The 16728-nt window shown below is 67.5% G+C and carries 17 protein-coding genes; 13 read left to right on the forward strand and 4 right to left on the reverse strand.

Annotated elements, in window-relative coordinates; genetic code table 11:
* Position 1: 1 nt before the first annotated feature.
* The 3 genes from ABD231_RS13975 to ABD231_RS13985 all read right to left on the reverse strand — a co-directional run bounded on the left by ABD231_RS13975 (position 2) and on the right by ABD231_RS13985 (position 3182).
* Positions 2–1225 (reverse strand): glycosyltransferase family 4 protein, encoded by a 1224-nt coding sequence (locus ABD231_RS13975; protein ID WP_344150358.1) that lies wholly within the window; start codon positions 1223–1225, stop codon positions 2–4.
* Entirely contained in the window at positions 1222–2544 is a 1323-nt protein-coding gene (locus tag ABD231_RS13980; RefSeq protein ID WP_344150361.1) for a nucleotide sugar dehydrogenase, read from the reverse strand. The genes ABD231_RS13975 and ABD231_RS13980 overlap by 4 nt, the downstream gene beginning before the upstream one ends.
* Before the next feature lie 89 nt (positions 2545–2633).
* A complete protein-coding gene (locus tag ABD231_RS13985) occupies positions 2634–3182 on the reverse strand; it encodes an Lrp/AsnC family transcriptional regulator (RefSeq protein WP_344150364.1) in 549 nt (182 codons plus the stop codon).
* Here ABD231_RS13985 and ABD231_RS13990 point away from each other — a divergent pair.
* Positions 3177–3743: an RBBP9/YdeN family alpha/beta hydrolase gene (locus ABD231_RS13990; protein ID WP_344150367.1), complete on the forward strand. Its 567-nt coding sequence runs from the start codon at positions 3177–3179 to the stop codon at positions 3741–3743. The genes ABD231_RS13985 and ABD231_RS13990 overlap by 6 nt on opposite strands.
* Here ABD231_RS13990 and ABD231_RS13995 read toward each other — a convergent pair.
* Positions 3722–4495, reverse strand: a complete 774-nt coding sequence (locus ABD231_RS13995) for a class I SAM-dependent methyltransferase (RefSeq protein ID WP_344150370.1) — start codon at positions 4493–4495, stop codon at positions 3722–3724. The genes ABD231_RS13990 and ABD231_RS13995 overlap by 22 nt on opposite strands.
* 160 nt (positions 4496–4655) lie before the next feature.
* Here ABD231_RS13995 and ABD231_RS14000 point away from each other — a divergent pair, with 160 nt between their 5' ends.
* From ABD231_RS14000 to ABD231_RS14055, 12 genes are read left to right on the forward strand one after another with little or no spacing between them, the layout of a single operon-like run.
* The gene (locus ABD231_RS14000; protein ID WP_344150373.1) at positions 4656–5732 is read left to right on the forward strand and encodes an NAD-dependent epimerase/dehydratase family protein; all 1077 of its coding nucleotides are present in this window, start codon (positions 4656–4658) and stop codon (positions 5730–5732) included.
* Positions 5732–6961, forward strand: a complete 1230-nt coding sequence (locus ABD231_RS14005; RefSeq protein ID WP_344150376.1) for a methyltransferase domain-containing protein — start codon at positions 5732–5734, stop codon at positions 6959–6961. Before ABD231_RS14000 ends, ABD231_RS14005 begins: the two co-directional genes overlap by 1 nt.
* 27 nt (positions 6962–6988) lie before the next feature.
* Positions 6989–7819 (forward strand): sugar phosphate nucleotidyltransferase, encoded by an 831-nt coding sequence (locus tag ABD231_RS14010; RefSeq protein WP_344150379.1) that lies wholly within the window; start codon positions 6989–6991, stop codon positions 7817–7819.
* Positions 7819–8472 (forward strand): PIG-L deacetylase family protein, encoded by a 654-nt coding sequence (locus ABD231_RS14015; RefSeq protein ID WP_344150382.1) that lies wholly within the window; start codon positions 7819–7821, stop codon positions 8470–8472. Before ABD231_RS14010 ends, ABD231_RS14015 begins: the two co-directional genes overlap by 1 nt.
* Entirely contained in the window at positions 8466–9584 is a 1119-nt protein-coding gene (locus ABD231_RS14020) for a class I SAM-dependent methyltransferase (RefSeq protein ID WP_344150385.1), read from the forward strand. Before ABD231_RS14015 ends, ABD231_RS14020 begins: the two co-directional genes overlap by 7 nt.
* A 4-nt stretch (positions 9585–9588) precedes the next feature.
* Positions 9589–10137, forward strand: coding sequence for a dTDP-4-dehydrorhamnose 3,5-epimerase (rfbC, locus tag ABD231_RS14025; RefSeq protein WP_344150388.1), 549 nt, complete (start codon positions 9589–9591; stop codon positions 10135–10137).
* On the forward strand, positions 10134–11450 hold the full coding sequence (locus ABD231_RS14030; RefSeq protein WP_344150391.1) for a glutamate-1-semialdehyde 2,1-aminomutase: 1317 nt from the start codon (positions 10134–10136) through the stop codon (positions 11448–11450). The genes rfbC and ABD231_RS14030 overlap by 4 nt, the downstream gene beginning before the upstream one ends.
* Positions 11451–11459: 9 nt before the next feature.
* Positions 11460–12113 carry a phosphatase PAP2 family protein gene (locus tag ABD231_RS14035; protein ID WP_344150394.1) on the forward strand — a complete coding sequence of 218 codons (654 nt, stop codon included), beginning with the start codon at positions 11460–11462 and terminating at the stop codon, positions 12111–12113.
* On the forward strand, positions 12110–13072 hold the full coding sequence (locus tag ABD231_RS14040) for a glycosyltransferase family 2 protein (RefSeq protein WP_344150397.1): 963 nt from the start codon (positions 12110–12112) through the stop codon (positions 13070–13072). The genes ABD231_RS14035 and ABD231_RS14040 overlap by 4 nt, the downstream gene beginning before the upstream one ends.
* Before the next feature lies 1 nt (position 13073).
* A complete protein-coding gene (locus tag ABD231_RS14045; RefSeq protein WP_344150400.1) occupies positions 13074–14261 on the forward strand; it encodes a polysaccharide pyruvyl transferase family protein in 1188 nt (395 codons plus the stop codon).
* Positions 14258–15541, forward strand: a complete 1284-nt coding sequence (locus tag ABD231_RS14050) for an MATE family efflux transporter (protein WP_344150403.1) — start codon at positions 14258–14260, stop codon at positions 15539–15541. The genes ABD231_RS14045 and ABD231_RS14050 overlap by 4 nt, the downstream gene beginning before the upstream one ends.
* Positions 15538–16689 (forward strand): glycosyltransferase family 4 protein, encoded by a 1152-nt coding sequence (locus ABD231_RS14055; protein ID WP_344150406.1) that lies wholly within the window; start codon positions 15538–15540, stop codon positions 16687–16689. The genes ABD231_RS14050 and ABD231_RS14055 overlap by 4 nt, the downstream gene beginning before the upstream one ends.
* The last annotated feature ends 39 nt before the right edge of the window (positions 16690–16728 follow it).

Genomic DNA, 16728 nt, shown 5'->3' on the forward strand with positions numbered 1-16728 from the left:
GTCAGGCTCCCGTGGCGCGGACGACGCTGATCGGCGTCACGTGGCCGGTCAGTTGCCCGAACACTCCGAGGTACGCCTTCTGCTGGTGTTTCCAGGCGAGCACCTGCTCGACCCGCTCGCGGCCGAACCGTCCCATCCGGCGCCGCGCGACCTCGTCGTCGAGCAGGTCGACGATCGCCTGCCCGTACTTCGCGACGTCGTTCGGTTCGACGTAGACGGCGGCCTCGGCGGCCGACACCTTCGTCTCGACCAGGTCGAAGGCGACGACGGGCAACTCGAACGCCATGTACTCCATCGTCTTGTTCATCGTGGAGACGTCGTTCAGCGGGTTCTTCGGGTCCGGCGACAGACCGAGATCCGCGGTCGACATCACCGCGCGCACGGTCTCGTCCGGCACCCGGCCGGTGAACTCGATGTGCTCCTGCAGCCCGAGCTCGTCGCGCAGCGCGACCACCTCGTCGAACGAGTCGCCGCCACCCATCAGCGTGAACTTGATGTCGGTCCGGCCCAGTTCTTTCACGATGTGGTCGGCCGCGCGGACCACGATGTCGACGCCGTCCTGCGGGCCCATCACACCGATGTAGGTGACCAGGTACTTGTGGCCGTCCCGCAACGACTCGTCGGCCTGGACGCGCTGCAGCTTCTCCGGGTCCGGTCCGGTTCGTACGACGGTGACGTCGTGGTTGGCCTTGCCGCTGCGCGTGATCGCGATCCGCCGATACGAGTCGTTGGTCGACGTCACGTGGTCCGCGGTCCGGTGCGTCATCTTCTCCAGGAACCGCAGTCCCTTGTACGGCAGGGACGTCGTACCGCCGAACCGGGACTGGAACAGCTCCGGGCAGAGGTCGTGGTGGTCGAAGACGAACTTGGTCCGGTCCAGCCGGCGCAGCAGGATCGCGATCGGCCAGAAGATGTCCGGCGGGTTGCACGCCTGCAGCACCTGGAACCGACCGGCCTTGCGGGCGCGCAGCACCAGTAGCAGCGTCATCAGGAACGAGTACGCGTACTCGACGATGAACCCGGCCTTGCTGCCACCGGGGGCGTAGGCCTTGTACTGGTGTACGGCGACGCCGTCGATCACCTGGTACGACGGGTCACCCGGACCCTTCGGGCAGACCACGGTCACGTCGTACCCGGCGCCCTTGAGCGCCTTGCACTCCTCCCAGACCCGGCGGTCGAACGGGACCCACAGGTTCTGGATGATGATCAGGACACGCGGGCTCACCAGGCCACCCCTTCGTATCCGGGCAGCGCCTCGACGTCGTTGCCGAGACGACCGCTGAGGTCGATGGTCCGGGCCGGTGGGGCGGCCAGCAGAGCCTCGATCGCCGCGGTGTCCGTGGCGCTCACCAGCGCCACATCGGCGCCGTCGAGTGCCGCGGCCGGGTCGTCGGTGAGCACCCGCTGCAGGTGCGGGAGCTTGGACTCGACGTGCCGCAGGTTCGCGCCGACCAGGCGGCTCGGGTTCACGATCGCGTCGTAGATGCGCAGGTTGTAGCCCTTGCCGATCAGCCGCTCGGCGAGCTCGACGTTCGGGCTCTCACGCAGATCGTCGGTGGACACCTTGAAGCTCAGACCGAGCAGCGCGACCTCACGACCGGGACCGGCGACGACCCGGTCGACCACGTCGCTCACCGAACGCTCGTTCGTGGCCAGCGTGCCGGCCAGCAGCGGCAGTTCGGTGTCGTTGACCCGGGCCAGATGCAGCACCGACCGCAGGTCCTTCGGCAGGCACGAGCCACCGAACGCGAACCCGGGCTTCAGGTAGTACGGCGAGATGTTCAGGCTCGTGTCCTGGACGAACAACCGCATCACCTCACGGGAGTCGACCCCGTAGTTGCGGAAGATCCGGCCCATCTCGTTCGCGAACGAGACCTTGGTCGCGTGGAACGCGTTGCAGGCGTACTTGAGCGCCTCCGCGGTTCGCACGTCGACCACCTGGACGTCCTGTCCCAGGAACCCGAACAGCTGAGTCAGCTGGACACCAACGTGCGGGAACTGCGTGCCGACGACCACGAAGGGCGGTTCGTAGAAGTCGGCCAGCCCGGACCCTTCCCGCAGGAACTCCGGACACATCGCCGTACCGAAAGTCACCCCAGCCGGCGGCGGCACATCGGCCAGCACCTGCGCGACCACCTCGTCCACCGTCCCCGGCGGCACGGTCGACCGGATCACGATGCTGTGGAACCCGGACTCCGGCGGTACGACGACATGCGCGGCCTCCGCGATATCGCGCACCGCACGCTTGATGTACGTCAGATCCGTGCTGCCCGCCGGAGTAGACGGCGTACCCACACAGATCAGCGAAACGTCAGCCCGATCCAGCGCGACCCGAGGATCCGTGGTGGCATGCAGCCGCCCCCCGGTCACCCCGTCCGCGACCAACTCGTCCAAGCCGGGCTCGACCACCGGACTGTGGCCCTCGGTGATCGGACCGACCTTGGCAGTGTCGACATCGACACCCCACACGTCATGCCCGGCCGCAGCCAGACAAGCCGCAGTCACCGACCCCACATACCCAAGACCGAATACGGCAACCTTCATAACGCCCCCCACAGGCTCAGAACATGGCAGCGCACAGAAGAGCACTCACCCGCCCCCGCTGATACACCCCACCCAAAATTCGCCGAAAGTCACTGGGGGAGGGGGAGGGGCTTTCGCTCGTAGGTGTCCAGGACTAGGGAGGTGCTGGCGGGGCCTAGGCGGCCGACTGTGTCTACTACGCGTTGGAGGGTGGCGGTGTCGGGGGTGTGGATGTCGAGGAGGAAGCAGTCTTCGCCGGTGAGGCGGTAGGCGGTGGTGAGTTCGGGGAGGTCGCGGAAGAGGGCCAGGGCCTCGGGGATTCTGGCGTGGGTGGTGCGGAGGCGGATGACGGCGTGGATGGTGAGGCCGACCTGGGTGGGGTCGACTACGGCGGTGTAGCCCTTGATGACGCCTTGGCGTTCCAGGCGCTGGATGCGGGCCGAGACGGCGGGCTGGGAGAGGTTCACCTGGCGGCCGATGTCGGCTCCGCTGAGGCGGCCGTCCTGCTGGAGGATGGTCAGGATCTTCCGGTCGATGTCGTCCAATGGATCCGTCCTGTCCGGCGCCGGCTGCTTCGGAATCATCGGGACGGCGGTGTCGCGATGCGCGGAGTCCGGCACGATGGCGGCTCGACCGATCGAGGGGACTCGCGCATGCATTACATCATCGTCCCGGGCTGGAACGGCTCGGATTCCGACCACTGGCAGTCGATCTGGGAGGCGGACTGGTTGCCTGGTGCAACCCGGATCGAGGTGGCGTCGTGGACGCATCCGGAGCGGGACGACTGGGTCGACGCCATCGAGCGGACGGTTCGGGCGAGCGATGACGACGAGGTGGTGCTGGTTGCGCACAGCCTCGGGTGTTACGCGGTCACGCACTGGCTCGCGTCGGCTGCCGATCGTGCACAGGTACGCGGCGCCTTCCTGGTCGCACCACCCGACCAGAGCGCCGAGACGTATCCCACCGAGCTCCTATCCACCTTCGACGACGCGGGGACGGCGGTCAGCATCCCCGCCGTACTGGTGACCAGCGACAACGACCCCTACTGCACGCTCGACGCCGCTGCGCGCATCGCCGGTGACTGGCAGATACCTCTCGTGACCACCGGCGAGCTCGGGCACATCAACTCCGAGAGCAAGCTGGACGACTGGGTCCTCGGTCAGCGGCTCCTGACCAGCTTCGTCGCCGGTCTCGGACGTCAGGCTTTGCGCAGCAGGTAGTACGCGTAGCGGTGGTCGAGGTTGTTGTGCGGGACCAGGTGGCAGGACAGCGGAGTCAGCCCCAGCGCGGCCATCTGGGTCCAGAAGATGTCGATCGGGTACGTCGTCATGCTGGCAGCGACTGACTCGCGGTACCGGTGCCGTCGTGGGGCAGTGCGCCAGTCGGCGGTCTGGTACTTGATCTGGACGAAGGCCAGGCCGCCCGGGCGCAGGAGACTGTGGGCTATCCGCATCAGACGGAGGCCATAGTCCGGACTGGGGACAAGCTCCAGCACATAGAGACAGAGGAAGAGGTCGACCTCCCCGATCTGGGCGACTGCGGCCTCGGGGTTGGTCAGGTCGGCTTCCACACCCGTGAACGCGGTGGCGTCGCCGACCTGGCGGGCGCATTCGGCCAGGCTGTCGCGGTTGACGTCGACGCCGATGAATTCGCGGCAGTGCGGTGCGAACGCGACCGCGTTGGTTCCCCCACCGCAGCCCCACTCGACGATGCGGTTCAGACTCACCTCGGGGCCGGCGAGCTTCGAGAAGAGCTCCCAGTGGCCTGTGCCGACGGAGGTCCAGTCGACCTTCGTGAAGACGTCGGCGTCCTGGAAGTGTGAGTTACCCCGCCAGTTGGGTGCGTTGGTCTGTGCCCAGTACGACCGCGCATCGTGTGCGAGCCGTTCCTCGGAGTGGCCGAGTCCCAAGCGGACTGTGAGCCGGTCGACGGCCTCGCGGAGCAGGCCCTTGGCAGATCCGATGACGCTCATGGGCGTCCCCTCATGTCACCGCCCCGCCCGGGCGGCGACCTTCAAGAGAGCTGCGTCACAACCAAGTTGATACAGGGCATCGCGTTTTCGATGTATCAGGACGGCTCGACGCGGATCTGTATGAGGCGACAGGGGAGTGTCGGGGTGAGGGAGCGTACGGATGAGAGTGCTGGTCACCGGCGATCGGGGTTACATCGGGGCCGTCATGGTGCCGTTCCTCCGGGCTGCGGGACATGTGGTGGACGGTCTGGACACCGGACTGTACGAGGGCTGTGACCTGCTGGGCGGGCCGGAGCCGATCGGCGACCGCAAACCGCGGGACATGCGGGACGTCACGGCCAAGGAGCTCGAGGGGTACGACGCGGTGGTCTGTCTGGCCGCTCTGTCGAACGACCCGCTGGGCAACCTCGACAAGGAGGCGACGTACTCGGTCAACCTGCGCGGCACGCTGAACGTGGCCCAGGCGGCCAAGGATGCGGGAGTCGAGCGGTTCCTGTTCGCCTCCTCCTGCAGCCTGTACGGCGCGGCCGGCTCCGAGGCGGTCGGCGAGGACGCCGAGATGTTCCCGGTGACGGCGTACGGCGAGACCAAGGCGCTGGCCGAGCAGGAGCTGTCGAAGCTGGCCGACGACAACTTCAGCCCGACGTACCTGCGCAACGCCACCGCGTACGGCGCCTCGACGCGCCTGCGGCTGGACATCGTGGTGAACAACCTGACCGCGGTCGCGCTGACCACCCGCCAGGTGCGGCTGGAGAGCGACGGCACCCCGTGGCGGCCGCTCGTCCACATCGAGGACATCAGCCGCGCGTTCGGTGAAGTGCTGGAGTCCCCGCGCGACCTGATCCACGACGAGGCGTTCAACGTCGGCCGGTCCGAGGACGTCGTCCAGGTCCGCGACATCGCCGAGATGGTCCGCCAGGTCGTGCCCGGATCGACGCTGTCGATCGCCGACGGCGCCGGCCCGGACCTGCGCAACTACAAGGTCGACTTCAGCAAGCTGAACGAGACGTTCCCGGGCCTCAAGCTCGAGTGGACGGTCCGCAAGGGCGTCGAGGAGATGTACGCCGCCTACCAGCAGCACGGTCTGACCTACGACGACTTCACGTCGGCCCAGTTCGTCCGCCTGCGCCGGATCCAGCAGCTGCTCGACAAGAACCTGGTCGACAGCCAGCTGGTCCGCCAGACCGACGAGCAGTTCCCCGGCCCGCTGGCTGACTTCTTCAAGGAGAGCAACTGATGGCCGCCGTAGAGTGCCGCCTGTGCGGTGAAGAGCTGACCCGGACCTTCGTCGACCTCGGGATGTCACCGCCGTGCGAGAGCTTCCTGCGCGCCGACCAGATCGACGCCGGTGAGACGTTCTACCCGCTGAACGTGCGGATCTGCGACAACTGCCTGCTGGTCCAGCTCCCGGCGTACGTCGCGGCCGATGACGTGTTCTCCGACTACCTGTACTTCTCGTCGTACTCGACCAGCTGGGTGGAGCACGCCCGCCGGTTCGTCGTCGACATGCAGGAGCGCCTCGACCTCGGCGCCGAGAGTCTGATCGTCGAGGCCGCCAGCAACGACGGCTACCTGCTGCAGCATGCCGTTGCCCTCGGCATCCCGGTGCTCGGCATCGAGCCGGCCGGGAACATCGCCGCGATCGCGAACGAGAAGGGCATCCGGACCGAGAGCTACTTCCTCGGCGAGGCCACCGGCACGGACGCGGCGGCCCGGCACGGGAAGGCCGACCTCGTTGCCGGGAACAACGTGTTCGCGCACGTCCCGGACATCATCGACTTCGCCAAGGGCCTGCGCGCGCTGGTGAAGGACGACGGCCTGGTGTCGCTGGAGTTCCCGCACCTGTTGCGCCTGATCGAGCGTCGTCAGTACGACACGATCTACCACGAGCACTACTCTTACCTGTCGCTCAAGACCGCCTCGCTCGCCCTCGAGAAGGCCGACCTCAAGGTGGTCGACGTCCAGGAGCTCGCCAGCCACGGCGGCTCGATCCGCGTCTTCAGCACGCCCGTCGAGAACGCCGGTGAGCCGAGCGAGCTGGTCGGCAAGGTGCTGAAGGACGAAGCGGACGCCGGTCTGCACACGGTCGAGGGGCACGCCGGGTTCGCCCAGGAGGTCTTCACGATCAAGGCCGAGCTGGTCGAGTTCCTGATCCAGGCGCAGCGCGACGGCAAGACCGTCGCGGGGTACGGCGCTCCCGGTAAGGGGAACACGCTGCTGAACCACTGCGGGATCCGCGAGGACCTGTTGCCGTACACGGTGGATCGCAGCCCGCACAAGCACGGGCTGTTCCTGCCCGGGACACACATCCCGATCTTCGCGCCGGAACACCTGGCCGAGACGCGCCCCGACTACATCCTGATCCTGCCGTGGAACCTGCGCGACGAGATCGTCCACCAGCTCGGCTACGCACGGGAGTGGGGCGCGAAGTTCGTCGTACCGATCCCGCGTCTCGAAGTCATCTAGAACGTTTGTGGGGGGAAGGGAAATCCGATGAAGGTCGTGATCTTCTGCGGAGGGTTCGGGCTGCGGATGCGCAGCGGCGTGGACTCCGCACCGAAACCGATGATGACGATCGGCGACCGGCCGGTCCTGTGGCACGTGATGCGGTACTACGCACACTTCGGCCACACCGAGTTCATCCTCTGCCTGGGCTTCGGCGGTTCCGCGGTCAAGGAGTATTTCCTGCGCTACGAGGAGACGGTCTCCAACGACTTCGTGATGACGAAGGGCGGGCAGCGGATCGAGCTGCTCGACTCCGACATCAGCGAATGGAAGATCACCTTCGTCGACACCGGGATCGACACCAGCATCGGTGAGCGGTTGCGCCGGGTCCGCCCGTACCTGGAGGACGACGACGTCTTCCTGGCCAACTACGGCGACGTACTGACCGATGCGCCGATGGACAAGATCGTCGACCACGTGATCTCCAGCGACGTGACGGCGAGTCTGCTCGCGGTCCCGCCACAGGCATCCTTCCACGTGGTCGAGTTCGGTACGGACTCGCGCGTCACCGGGCTGCGGTCGGCGGCCGATCTGAACGTGTGGATCAACGGTGGCTACTTCGTGATCAAGAAGGAGATCTTCGACGTCCTGAACGAGGGCGAGGATCTGGTCGGCGACGCGTTCCCGCGGCTGTCCGCGGTCGGCAAGCTCGAGGCGATCCCGCACCACGGGTTCTGGGCGCCGATGGACACCCTGAAGGAGCGCAGTCAGCTCGAGGAGCTCTACCGCTCGGGCAAGAAGCCGTGGGCGCTGTGGGCGCACGAGAACCGCCGGTCGAACGGCCAGCTGTCCACCGAGCCAGTAGTGGTGGCGCTCTGATGCTCCCGTTCCAGCTCGGCCTGATCGACGGGCCGGTCCACATCGTTGCTCTCGGCGCCCATCCGGACGACATCGAGATCGGCTGCGGCGGCACGCTGCTCAAGCTGGCCGAGTCGGTCCCGGAGCTGACCGCCGAGTTCGTGATCGCGACCGGTACGCCGCTGCGTCTCGACGAGGCACGGCATGCGGCGGAGCTGTTCTTGCCGGAGTGCGAGGTGACCGTCACGTCGGCCGGGTTGCCGGACGGCCGGCTGCCCGCGCACTGGAACGAGACCAAGGAGTTGCTCGAAGCAACGGCTCGCGGAGCCGGCCGGGCCCCGGACCTGGTCTTTGCCCCGAGCAAGCACGACGCGCACCAGGACCACCGGCTGATCGCCGAGCTGGCCCCGACGGTCTGGCGTAATCACTTGGTTCTGCACTACGAGATCCCGAAATGGGACGGCGACCTCAGCCGGCCCTGGCTGTACGTCGACCTGACCGAGGAGCAGATGCGCGAGAAGGTCGCGCGGCTGCACAAGGCGTACCCGTCCCAGGTTCCGCACGACTGGTTCGACGAAGAGACGTTCACCGGACTCGCCCGGCTGCGCGGGATGGAATGCCGAGCCCGGTACGCCGAGGCCTTCACGACCGGTAAGGGGATGTTGACGTGGTGAACTGCCGGGGGTGTGCGAGCACGGACGTCGTGCCGGTCGTGGATCTCGGTGATCAGCCGACGGCTGACCTGTTCCCGGCCGCTGACACGCCTGGTCCGGACCCGCGCCATCCGCTGTCGCTGTGGCTGTGCCGCGTCTGCACGCTGGTTCAGCTCGGTCCGGTTGAGGCGCAGATCGCCGAGGAGCCGCTGGCGGTCGAGTCTGCGACGAGCCTCGCGCACGCCGAGTCGTCGGTGAAGGAGATCTTGCGCGACTACCCAGAGCTCGCCGGTGGCGTGGTCTTCGAGTTCGGCAGCCCGCACGGCGGCTCCTGGCTGGACCACCTGTACGCCGCTGGGTCGCGCCTAGCCGGTGATGGTGAGAAGGCTGACCTGGTCGTCGACGTACACGGTCTCGTCCACGAACCGGCCATGGGGGAGAGCTTCAAGCTGCGGGCCCAGCGACTCGCTCCCGGCGGTCTGCTGGTGATGGAGTTCCACCACCTGCTGCCGCTGTTCGTCGGCAACCAGTTCGACACCATCCGGCACGGGCACTGGTCGTACCAGTCGCTGCGCGCGGTCGGGAACATTGCCGCTCGCAACGGTCTGACGATCGAATCGGTCAAGCAGGTGGACATGTTCGGCGGCAGCCTGATGGTGATGCTCCGGCACACCGCGGACGCCAAGCCGGATGCTTCCGTCGATGTCGTCCTGGCCGACGAAGAGGCCGCCGGTATCGCGGACGAGATCCAGTTGGCCAGCCTGCACGAGGCCGCGTCGCATGCAGCCGGTGCGCTGCACGCCGAGCTGACCCGGCACAAGGCCGCCGGCCGCAAGGTCCTCGGGTACGGCGCTCCTTCGAAGGCACCGGTCCTGCTCGGCCTGAGCAATGTCGGCACGGATCTGCTCGAGTTCACTGTCGACAAGGCACCGGGTAAGCACGGTCGCCGGATCCCCGGTAGCTGCATGGTCCCGATCCGCCCGGTCGACGAACTGAAGGCTGCCCGGCCGGACGTCGTACTGGTGCTGACCTGGGATATCGCCGAAGAGGTGATCGCCCAGCTCGAGGCCGACGGCGGCTGGGGTGCGACGTACCTGGTTCCGCTTCCCGAGCCGCACGAGCTGAGGCGATGAGCTGATGCAGGTAGAACAGGTTGCAGGTATCGCCGGTGCGCTGATCTTCCGGCCGACGCCGCACGTCGACGAGCGCGGGTTCTTCTCGCGCACGTTCGATCGCGACGTGCTGAAGAACGCCGGGCTCGATCCGGACGCCTTCGTGCAGGACAGCATTTCCCGGTCGCGGCAGGGCGTCGTACGGGGAATGCATATCCGCGCCGGCGCCGGTGAGGCCAAGCTCGTCAGGTGCTCGTACGGCGCCGTGCTCGACGTGGTCGTGGACCTGAGGCCCGACTCACCGACGTACCGGCAGCGCGAGACCTTCGACCTGACCGGTGAGAACCAGGTGACCGTCTACGTGCCGGCGGGTTGCGCGCACGGGTTCCAGGCGCTCACCGAGCCGGCCGATGTGTCGTACCGGATCGACCGCGCGCACGACCCGTCCGAGGACGTCTCGATCCGCTGGGACGACCCGGACCTCGACATCCACTGGCCGCTGCCGGTCACGCTCATGTCCGAGCGGGATCTCGCTGCGCCTTCCCTGGCCGAAGCGATTGCGAGGCTTTCATGAGTAAATCCTTCGACAAGTCGATCGCCGCCAACGCCCGGCTGCACAAGGCGATCCCCGGCGGTGCGCACACCTACGCCAAGGGTGACGACCAGTACCCCGAGGACATGGCGCCGGTGATCGAGCGCGGCCTCGGCGCCCATGTCTGGGATGTCGACGGCAACGAATACATCGAGTACGGCTCCGGCCTCCGCGCAGTCAGCCTCGGTCACGCGCACCCGCGCGTGGTGGAGGCAGTGCGTGGTCAGTTGGAGCACGGCAGCAACTTCGTCCGTCCGAGCATCCTCGAGCTCGAGGCAGCCGAGCGTTTCCTGGCCTCGGTGCCGACCGCCGACATGGTGAAGTTCGCCAAGAACGGTTCGGACGCGACCACTGCCGCGGTCAAGCTGGCGCGCGCGATCACCGGCCGGACCAAGGTAGCGATCTGCTCCGACCACGCCTTCTTCTCGACCGACGACTGGTTCATCACCCGGACCCCGATGGCGGCCGGTATCCCGGACGCGATCGGCGACCTGACCGTGGCCTTCCCGTACGGCGATCTGGCCGCGACCGAGGAGCTGCTTCGCCGGTACGACGGCGAGATCGCCTGCCTGATCCTGGAAGCGGCGACCCAGCAAGAGCCGCCGGCCGGGTACCTGGAGGGACTGCGCGACCTCGTCCACTCGTACGGCGCGCTGCTGGTCTTCGACGAGATGATCACCGGCTTCCGCTTCTCCGAGGCCGGCGCTCAAGGCGTGTACGGCGTGACGCCCGACCTCTCGACGTTCGGCAAGGCACTCGGCAACGGGTTCGCGGTGTCGGCCCTGGCCGGTAAGCGCGAGTTCATGGAACGTGGCGGTCTGCGCGACACCAACGAGCGCGTCTTCTTGCTGTCCACCACGCACGGCGCCGAGACGCATGCCCTCGCCGCGGCGATGGCGGTCATGGACGTGTACGCCGAGGAGGGGATCGCGGCGCGGCTGCACGAGCTCGGGGACAAGCTCGCCGCCGGAGTCCGCGAGGTCGCGTTGGCCGCTGGTGTCGAGGACCACGTGCTGGTCCGCGGCCGGGCGAGCAACCTGGTCTTCGCGACGCTGGACGAGAACTTCGCCCCGTCGCAGCCGTACCGGACGCTCTTCCTGCGCGAGCTGATCCTCGGTGGCGTGATCGGCCCATCGTTCGTGGTCAGCAGCGCGCTCACCGATGCGGATATCGAGCGAACCGTCGAGGTGGTCGCGCAGGCCTGCACGGTCTATCGCAAGGCGCTCGACGCCCAAGACGTCTCGGCGTTCCTGCCGGGGCGTCCTGTTCAGCCTGTCTTCCGTAAGTACGCATAAAGGAGCAGCGTGGGACCGAAGTTGGCAGTGGCACACCGTTGGGCGTTCATCTGTCTGGCGGTGTTCCTGGCCTTGGCCGTGTTCGTCACAGTCGAACCGACCGACAGCTTCGATCGCACGCTGAAGGAAGTGTTCCGACCCGACGACGTCTGGGGACCGTGGCAGTTGGTCTTCGGCAACGTCGTCGATGGTGCCGGCCCACCGGTCGCCCTCGCCGCGCTTGCGGTGGCCGGTGCGGTCGCCGCCGTACGCCGGAAGTCCTGGTGGCCGGTGATCTACGTCGGCTGCCTCGCCGTGGTGACCGTGTTCCTGACACAGGCCAGCAAGGCGATTCTCGGACGACCGGATCCGCACAACGACGTGGGCCTGTTCAACGGGTCCTATCCCTCCGGTCACATGGTCATCCTGCTCAGTTGCCTGGGCGGGATTCTGCTCGTCTGGCGGCAGCGTCCGCCGTTGTGGGCCTGGTGGCTGGTGCTCGTGGCCGAGCTCACCATGGGCTTCTCACTGCTCCTGCTGTCCATGCACTGGTTCACCGACGTGGTCGGCGGCGGCCTGCTCGCCGTACCGATCGTCACTCTCGCGGCCTCGCCGCGCCTCCTCGATCCGGTGCACCGGATCAACCGCCCTGCGGCCGTCGACTCAGTTGGGAGCCACTCATGACACACCCCAGACTCAGCATCGGCCTACCGGTCTACAACGGCGAGGAGTATCTCGCGCAGTCGTTGGACGCGGTCCTCGGCCAGACGTACACCGACTTCGAGCTGATCCTGTCCAGCAACGCGTCCACGGACGGCACGGACGACATCTGCCGCGAGTACGCCGCGCGCGACGAGCGGATCACGTTCTGTCGGCAGGACCACAACGTCGGCGCCGCACCGCACCACGACTTCGTCTTCCAGAAGAGCCACGGTGAGCTGTTCAAGTGGGCTTCCGGCGACGACCTGTGGGGACGGGACTTGGTTGCCAAGTGCATCGACCTGCTGGATGCGAACCCGGACGCCGTACTGACGCACACCTACACCGCCGCGATCGATGGCGAGGACAACATCATCCAGGCGCTGGAATACCCGCTGCACACCGATGCGGCGGAGGCGCCGGAGCGACTGCGGAGCCAGCTGCGGGACGCCGATCTGCCGGGCGCGATCCAGGCCGACGACTTCTACGGTGTGATCCGGTCGGACGTGCTGCGCAAGGTGAAGCCGCACGGCAGCTTCTATCACGCAGACCAGGTGTTCATGGCCGAGCTGGTGCTGCACGGCCGATTCCTCCAGGTGCCGGAGTGGCTGTACTTCCGCCGGCACCACGACGGCCGTGCCCTGCAGGCGAACCCGACCATCAGCAGCTGGTCCCGCAATCTCGATCCGAAGCGCTCGAACAAACTCGTGCACCCGCCGATCCGGCTGGTCGCCGAATACATCCTCGGCTACTACGCCGCCGTACGCCGGTCTCCGCTGAGCGCCGCGGACAAGCGCGCCTGCAAACGGCACATCCGGGATTGGCTGACGAGCCGGGTGACGCGTCGCCTGCCAGGCGCCGTACGGCCGGAGCCGATTCAGCACTACGGCGCGATCGACACGCTGTCGGTCGCAGCCGTCGTCGCCGGATCCGAGGGGCGCTGACGTGCGGATCGGTTTGTTCGGCCGGCTCGGTTCGGGGAACATCGGCAACGATGCGACCCTCGAAGCCGTCCTGGCTTACCTGAAGGCAGAGCGGCCGGACGCGGTTCTCGACAGCCTGTGCTCCGGACCGGAGCGAGTCACCGAACGGTACGGCGTACCGGCGGCGCAGCTCGGCTGGTTGGCCGGCTCGCAACCTGCACGCGGTCCGAAGCCGATCCGGCTGGCGGTGTCACTCGGCCGGATCGTCGCCGGGTCGGTGATCGACACCTGGCGGATCATGTCCTGGGTCCGGCGGCACGACGTTGTCGTCATTCCGGGGATGGGCGTGCTGGAGACCACGTTGCCGCAGCGGCCGTGGGAGCTGCCGTGGTCGCAGTTCGTGATGTCGCTGTCGGGCAAGCTGTTCGGCGTCAAGGTCGCCTTCGTCAGCGTGGGCGCGAACGTGATCCGCGAACGGGTCAACGGCTGGTTACTGTCGCGGTCCGCCCGGCTGGCCTACTACCGCTCGTTCCGCGACGAGCAGTCGCTGGGCGCCGCGCAGAAGATGCGGATGGCCGGTCTGTCCGATCAGGTCTATCCGGACCTCGTCTTCGCGTTGCCGACGCTGCCGATCGCTCCGGCCGGCGACTCCGTCGGTGTCGGGGTGATGGCGTTCCCCGGTGGTGACGAGGACCGCGCCCACGCCGAGCAGATCCAGGAGGAGTACACGGCCAAGATGACGCAGTTCGTCGAGCGTCTGCTGGCCGACGGGCGCCGCGTCCGGCTGCTGATCGGCGACGAGGCCGACGAGGCAGTTGTGCTGGATGTGCAGTCCCGAGTCCAGTCGGCGCACGTGGTGTACGAACCGTTCACGTCCACCGATGAGCTGATGAATCAGCTCGGCACGGTCGACACCGTCATCGGCACCCGTTTTCACACCGTGCTGTTCGGGCTGAAGCTCGGCAAGCCGACGATCGCGATCGGATACGGACGCAAGCACCTCGCGGTGATGGAGCAGTTCGGTGTCGAGGAGTGGTTCCAGGACATTCGCGAGCTTGATGCCGAACGCCTGTACAAGCAGTTCGCGGCGCTCCAAGGCGAGCGGGTGCGGGTGGTCGGCACCATCGACGAACGGCTGCGGATGGTTCGGGGGCGGCTGGACGAGCAGTTCGCCGACCTGACCGCCGTACTGTTCGGGGGCCGATCGTGAGCGTGCGCAAGCAGGTCCTCGGGCGGTTGAGCTGGGGGATCGCCGATCAGGCGGTGTCCAGCCTCGGCAACTTCCTGCTCGGGGTGTTCGTGGCCCGGCTGATGGGGGCTGCGAGTCTGGGCGCGCTCGGGCTGGCGTTCGTCGCGTACGCGATTGCGCTCAATTGCTCGCGGGCGCTGTCGACCGATGCGGTGATGGTTCGGTTCAGTGCGGCAGGGAAGGACAGTTGGCGGCAGGCGGTCGCCGCTGCGGGTGGGGTCGCGCTGTTCGTCGGCGTACTGAGTGGTCTGATCTGTGTGGGACTTGGCGTGGTGCTGAAGCAGATCACGCCGGGATCCGAGGCCGGCGCCGCGTTCATTGCCCTGGGCATCGTTCTGCCGGGGTTGATGTTCCAGGACAGCTGGCGGTCGGCGTTCTTCGCTGCGGGTCAAGGCGCCAAGACGTTCGTCAACGACGCCGTGTGGTCCGTGCTGATGGTTGGCGTGCTCGCGGTCGGGTACGCCGCCGATGTTCGCGGCATCACCTTTGCGCTCCTCGTGTTCGGCGGTACGGCGTGGGTCGCGGGACTGTTCGGTATCTGGCAGGCGCGGATCCTGCCGCGGCCGGGGCTCGCTCTGGGCTGGCTGCGCAAGCACCGCGATCTGGGCATGCGGTTCCTGGTGGAGAACGTCGTACTGGGTGCTAGTGGTCAGATCCGCGCGCTCGTGGTCGCGACGACCGGTGGTCTCGCGGCCGCCGGTGCGATTCGTGGCGCGGAGATGGTGATCGGGCCGGTGGCTGCGCTGCTGATGGGCGTCGGCCAGGTAGCGGTTCCGGAGGCTGCTCGGGCGTTGACTCGCGGCCGTCGTGCACTGCTTCGCCTTGGCGCCGCCTTGAGTGGTGGGCTGGCGGTTGTCGCTCTCGCGTGGGGAGTGACCGTGATGATCACGTTCCCGCTGGGGATCGGGCGGCTGGTGCTCGGTGACGTTTGGGCCGACGCGCGTGGTTTGGTGCTGGGCATCGTGGTGAGTTGTGCGGCGGGGTGCACCCACGTGGGTCCGTCGGCTGCTTTGCGCGCTCTCGGCCGAGCCGACCTGACCATGCAATGCCAGATCGTCGTGACCACGCTCTTCGTCGCGATGGCTGCAGTCGGCGCGGTCTTCTGGGGCGCCCAAGGCGCCGTGTGGGGGACCGCCATCGCCTCGATCGTCGGCGGCGGAATCTGGTGGAGCCGGCTGCAGAAGGCACAGCACGAGCACTTCGGTTCGGCGCACCTGTCACCCGAAGGAGCGCCGGCATGAGAGAAGTGGTCATCGCGACGCTGATGAGACTCGAGGGCCCATCCGGTCTGCAGAGTCACGTCCGCACCTTCGACGCCTACCTACGAGCAGAGTCCGAACCGGTCAGCGTGGTCAGCCCATTCTCGGCCCGGTCGCCGTTCGTCCTCCCGATCTTCGCGGCCCGCATCGGCATCCGCCGCATCAGCCGACCGGCCGGAATCCGCTGGCACGAGTACTGGCACGCCCGCTACCTCGAAGCGGCTCTCCGCCGACACCTGGCTTCGCGCCCTGACGCGGTGATCTATGCCCAGTGCCCGATCAGCGCCGGCGTCGCCCTCCGGGTCCGCACCACCCAGTCGGTGGTGATGGTCGCGCACCTGAACATCTCGCAGGCCGACGAGTGGGCCGACAAGGGCGAGATCCCACGCGACGGCACTCTCTTCCGCTCGATCCAGCAGCACGAGACCGACGTACTGAGCAGGCTCGACGGCATCGTCTACGTCTCCAGCTTCAACAAGTCCCAACTGGAAGCCCGCATCCCTGCCCTGCACAACGTGCCGAGCGCAGTAGTCCCCAACCCGGTCCCCGACAGCCCGCGCCCAGCCGTCGCGCCCTCGCCTGTCGCGGACCTCGTCACCATCGGCGGACTCGAACCGCGCAAGAACCACGCCCACCTGCTCCGCATCTTCGGCGCCGCCGCAGCCCGCGGCCATCGCTACACCCTCTCCATCGTCGGCGACGGCCCCGAGCGTGCCGCCCTGCAGAAGCAGGCAACCGACCTAGGCATCGCCGACCAGATCCGCTTCCTCGGCTACCAGCCGGACCCCCGCCCGATCGTCCGCCAGCACCGCGTCTACTGCCACACCGCCACCATGGAAAGCTTCGGCATAGTCCTAGTAGAAGCCATGGCCGAAGGCCTCCCCGTCATCACAGCCCCCGTCGGCGGCATCCCCGACGTAGTCCACCCCGGCACCGACGGCCTCTTCTGGCCCCTCGAAGACGCCGACGCGGCCGCCGACGTACTGATCGGCCTGATGGAGGACCCCGCCACCAGGTCCCGCCTAGCCGCGGCCGCCCGAACCACCTTCGAACAAAACTTCGCCGCCAACGTAGTCGGCCGCCAGCTACACACCTTCCTCCACCACACCGCCCGCGCCGTAACCCACTAACAGGCCCACGTGGTGCCCATCTGGCGGGCGTGGCGCCCA

Origin of the sequence: Kribbella yunnanensis (assembly GCF_039529655.1) — a bacterium.
Taxonomy (GTDB): domain Bacteria; phylum Actinomycetota; class Actinomycetes; order Propionibacteriales; family Kribbellaceae; genus Kribbella; species Kribbella yunnanensis.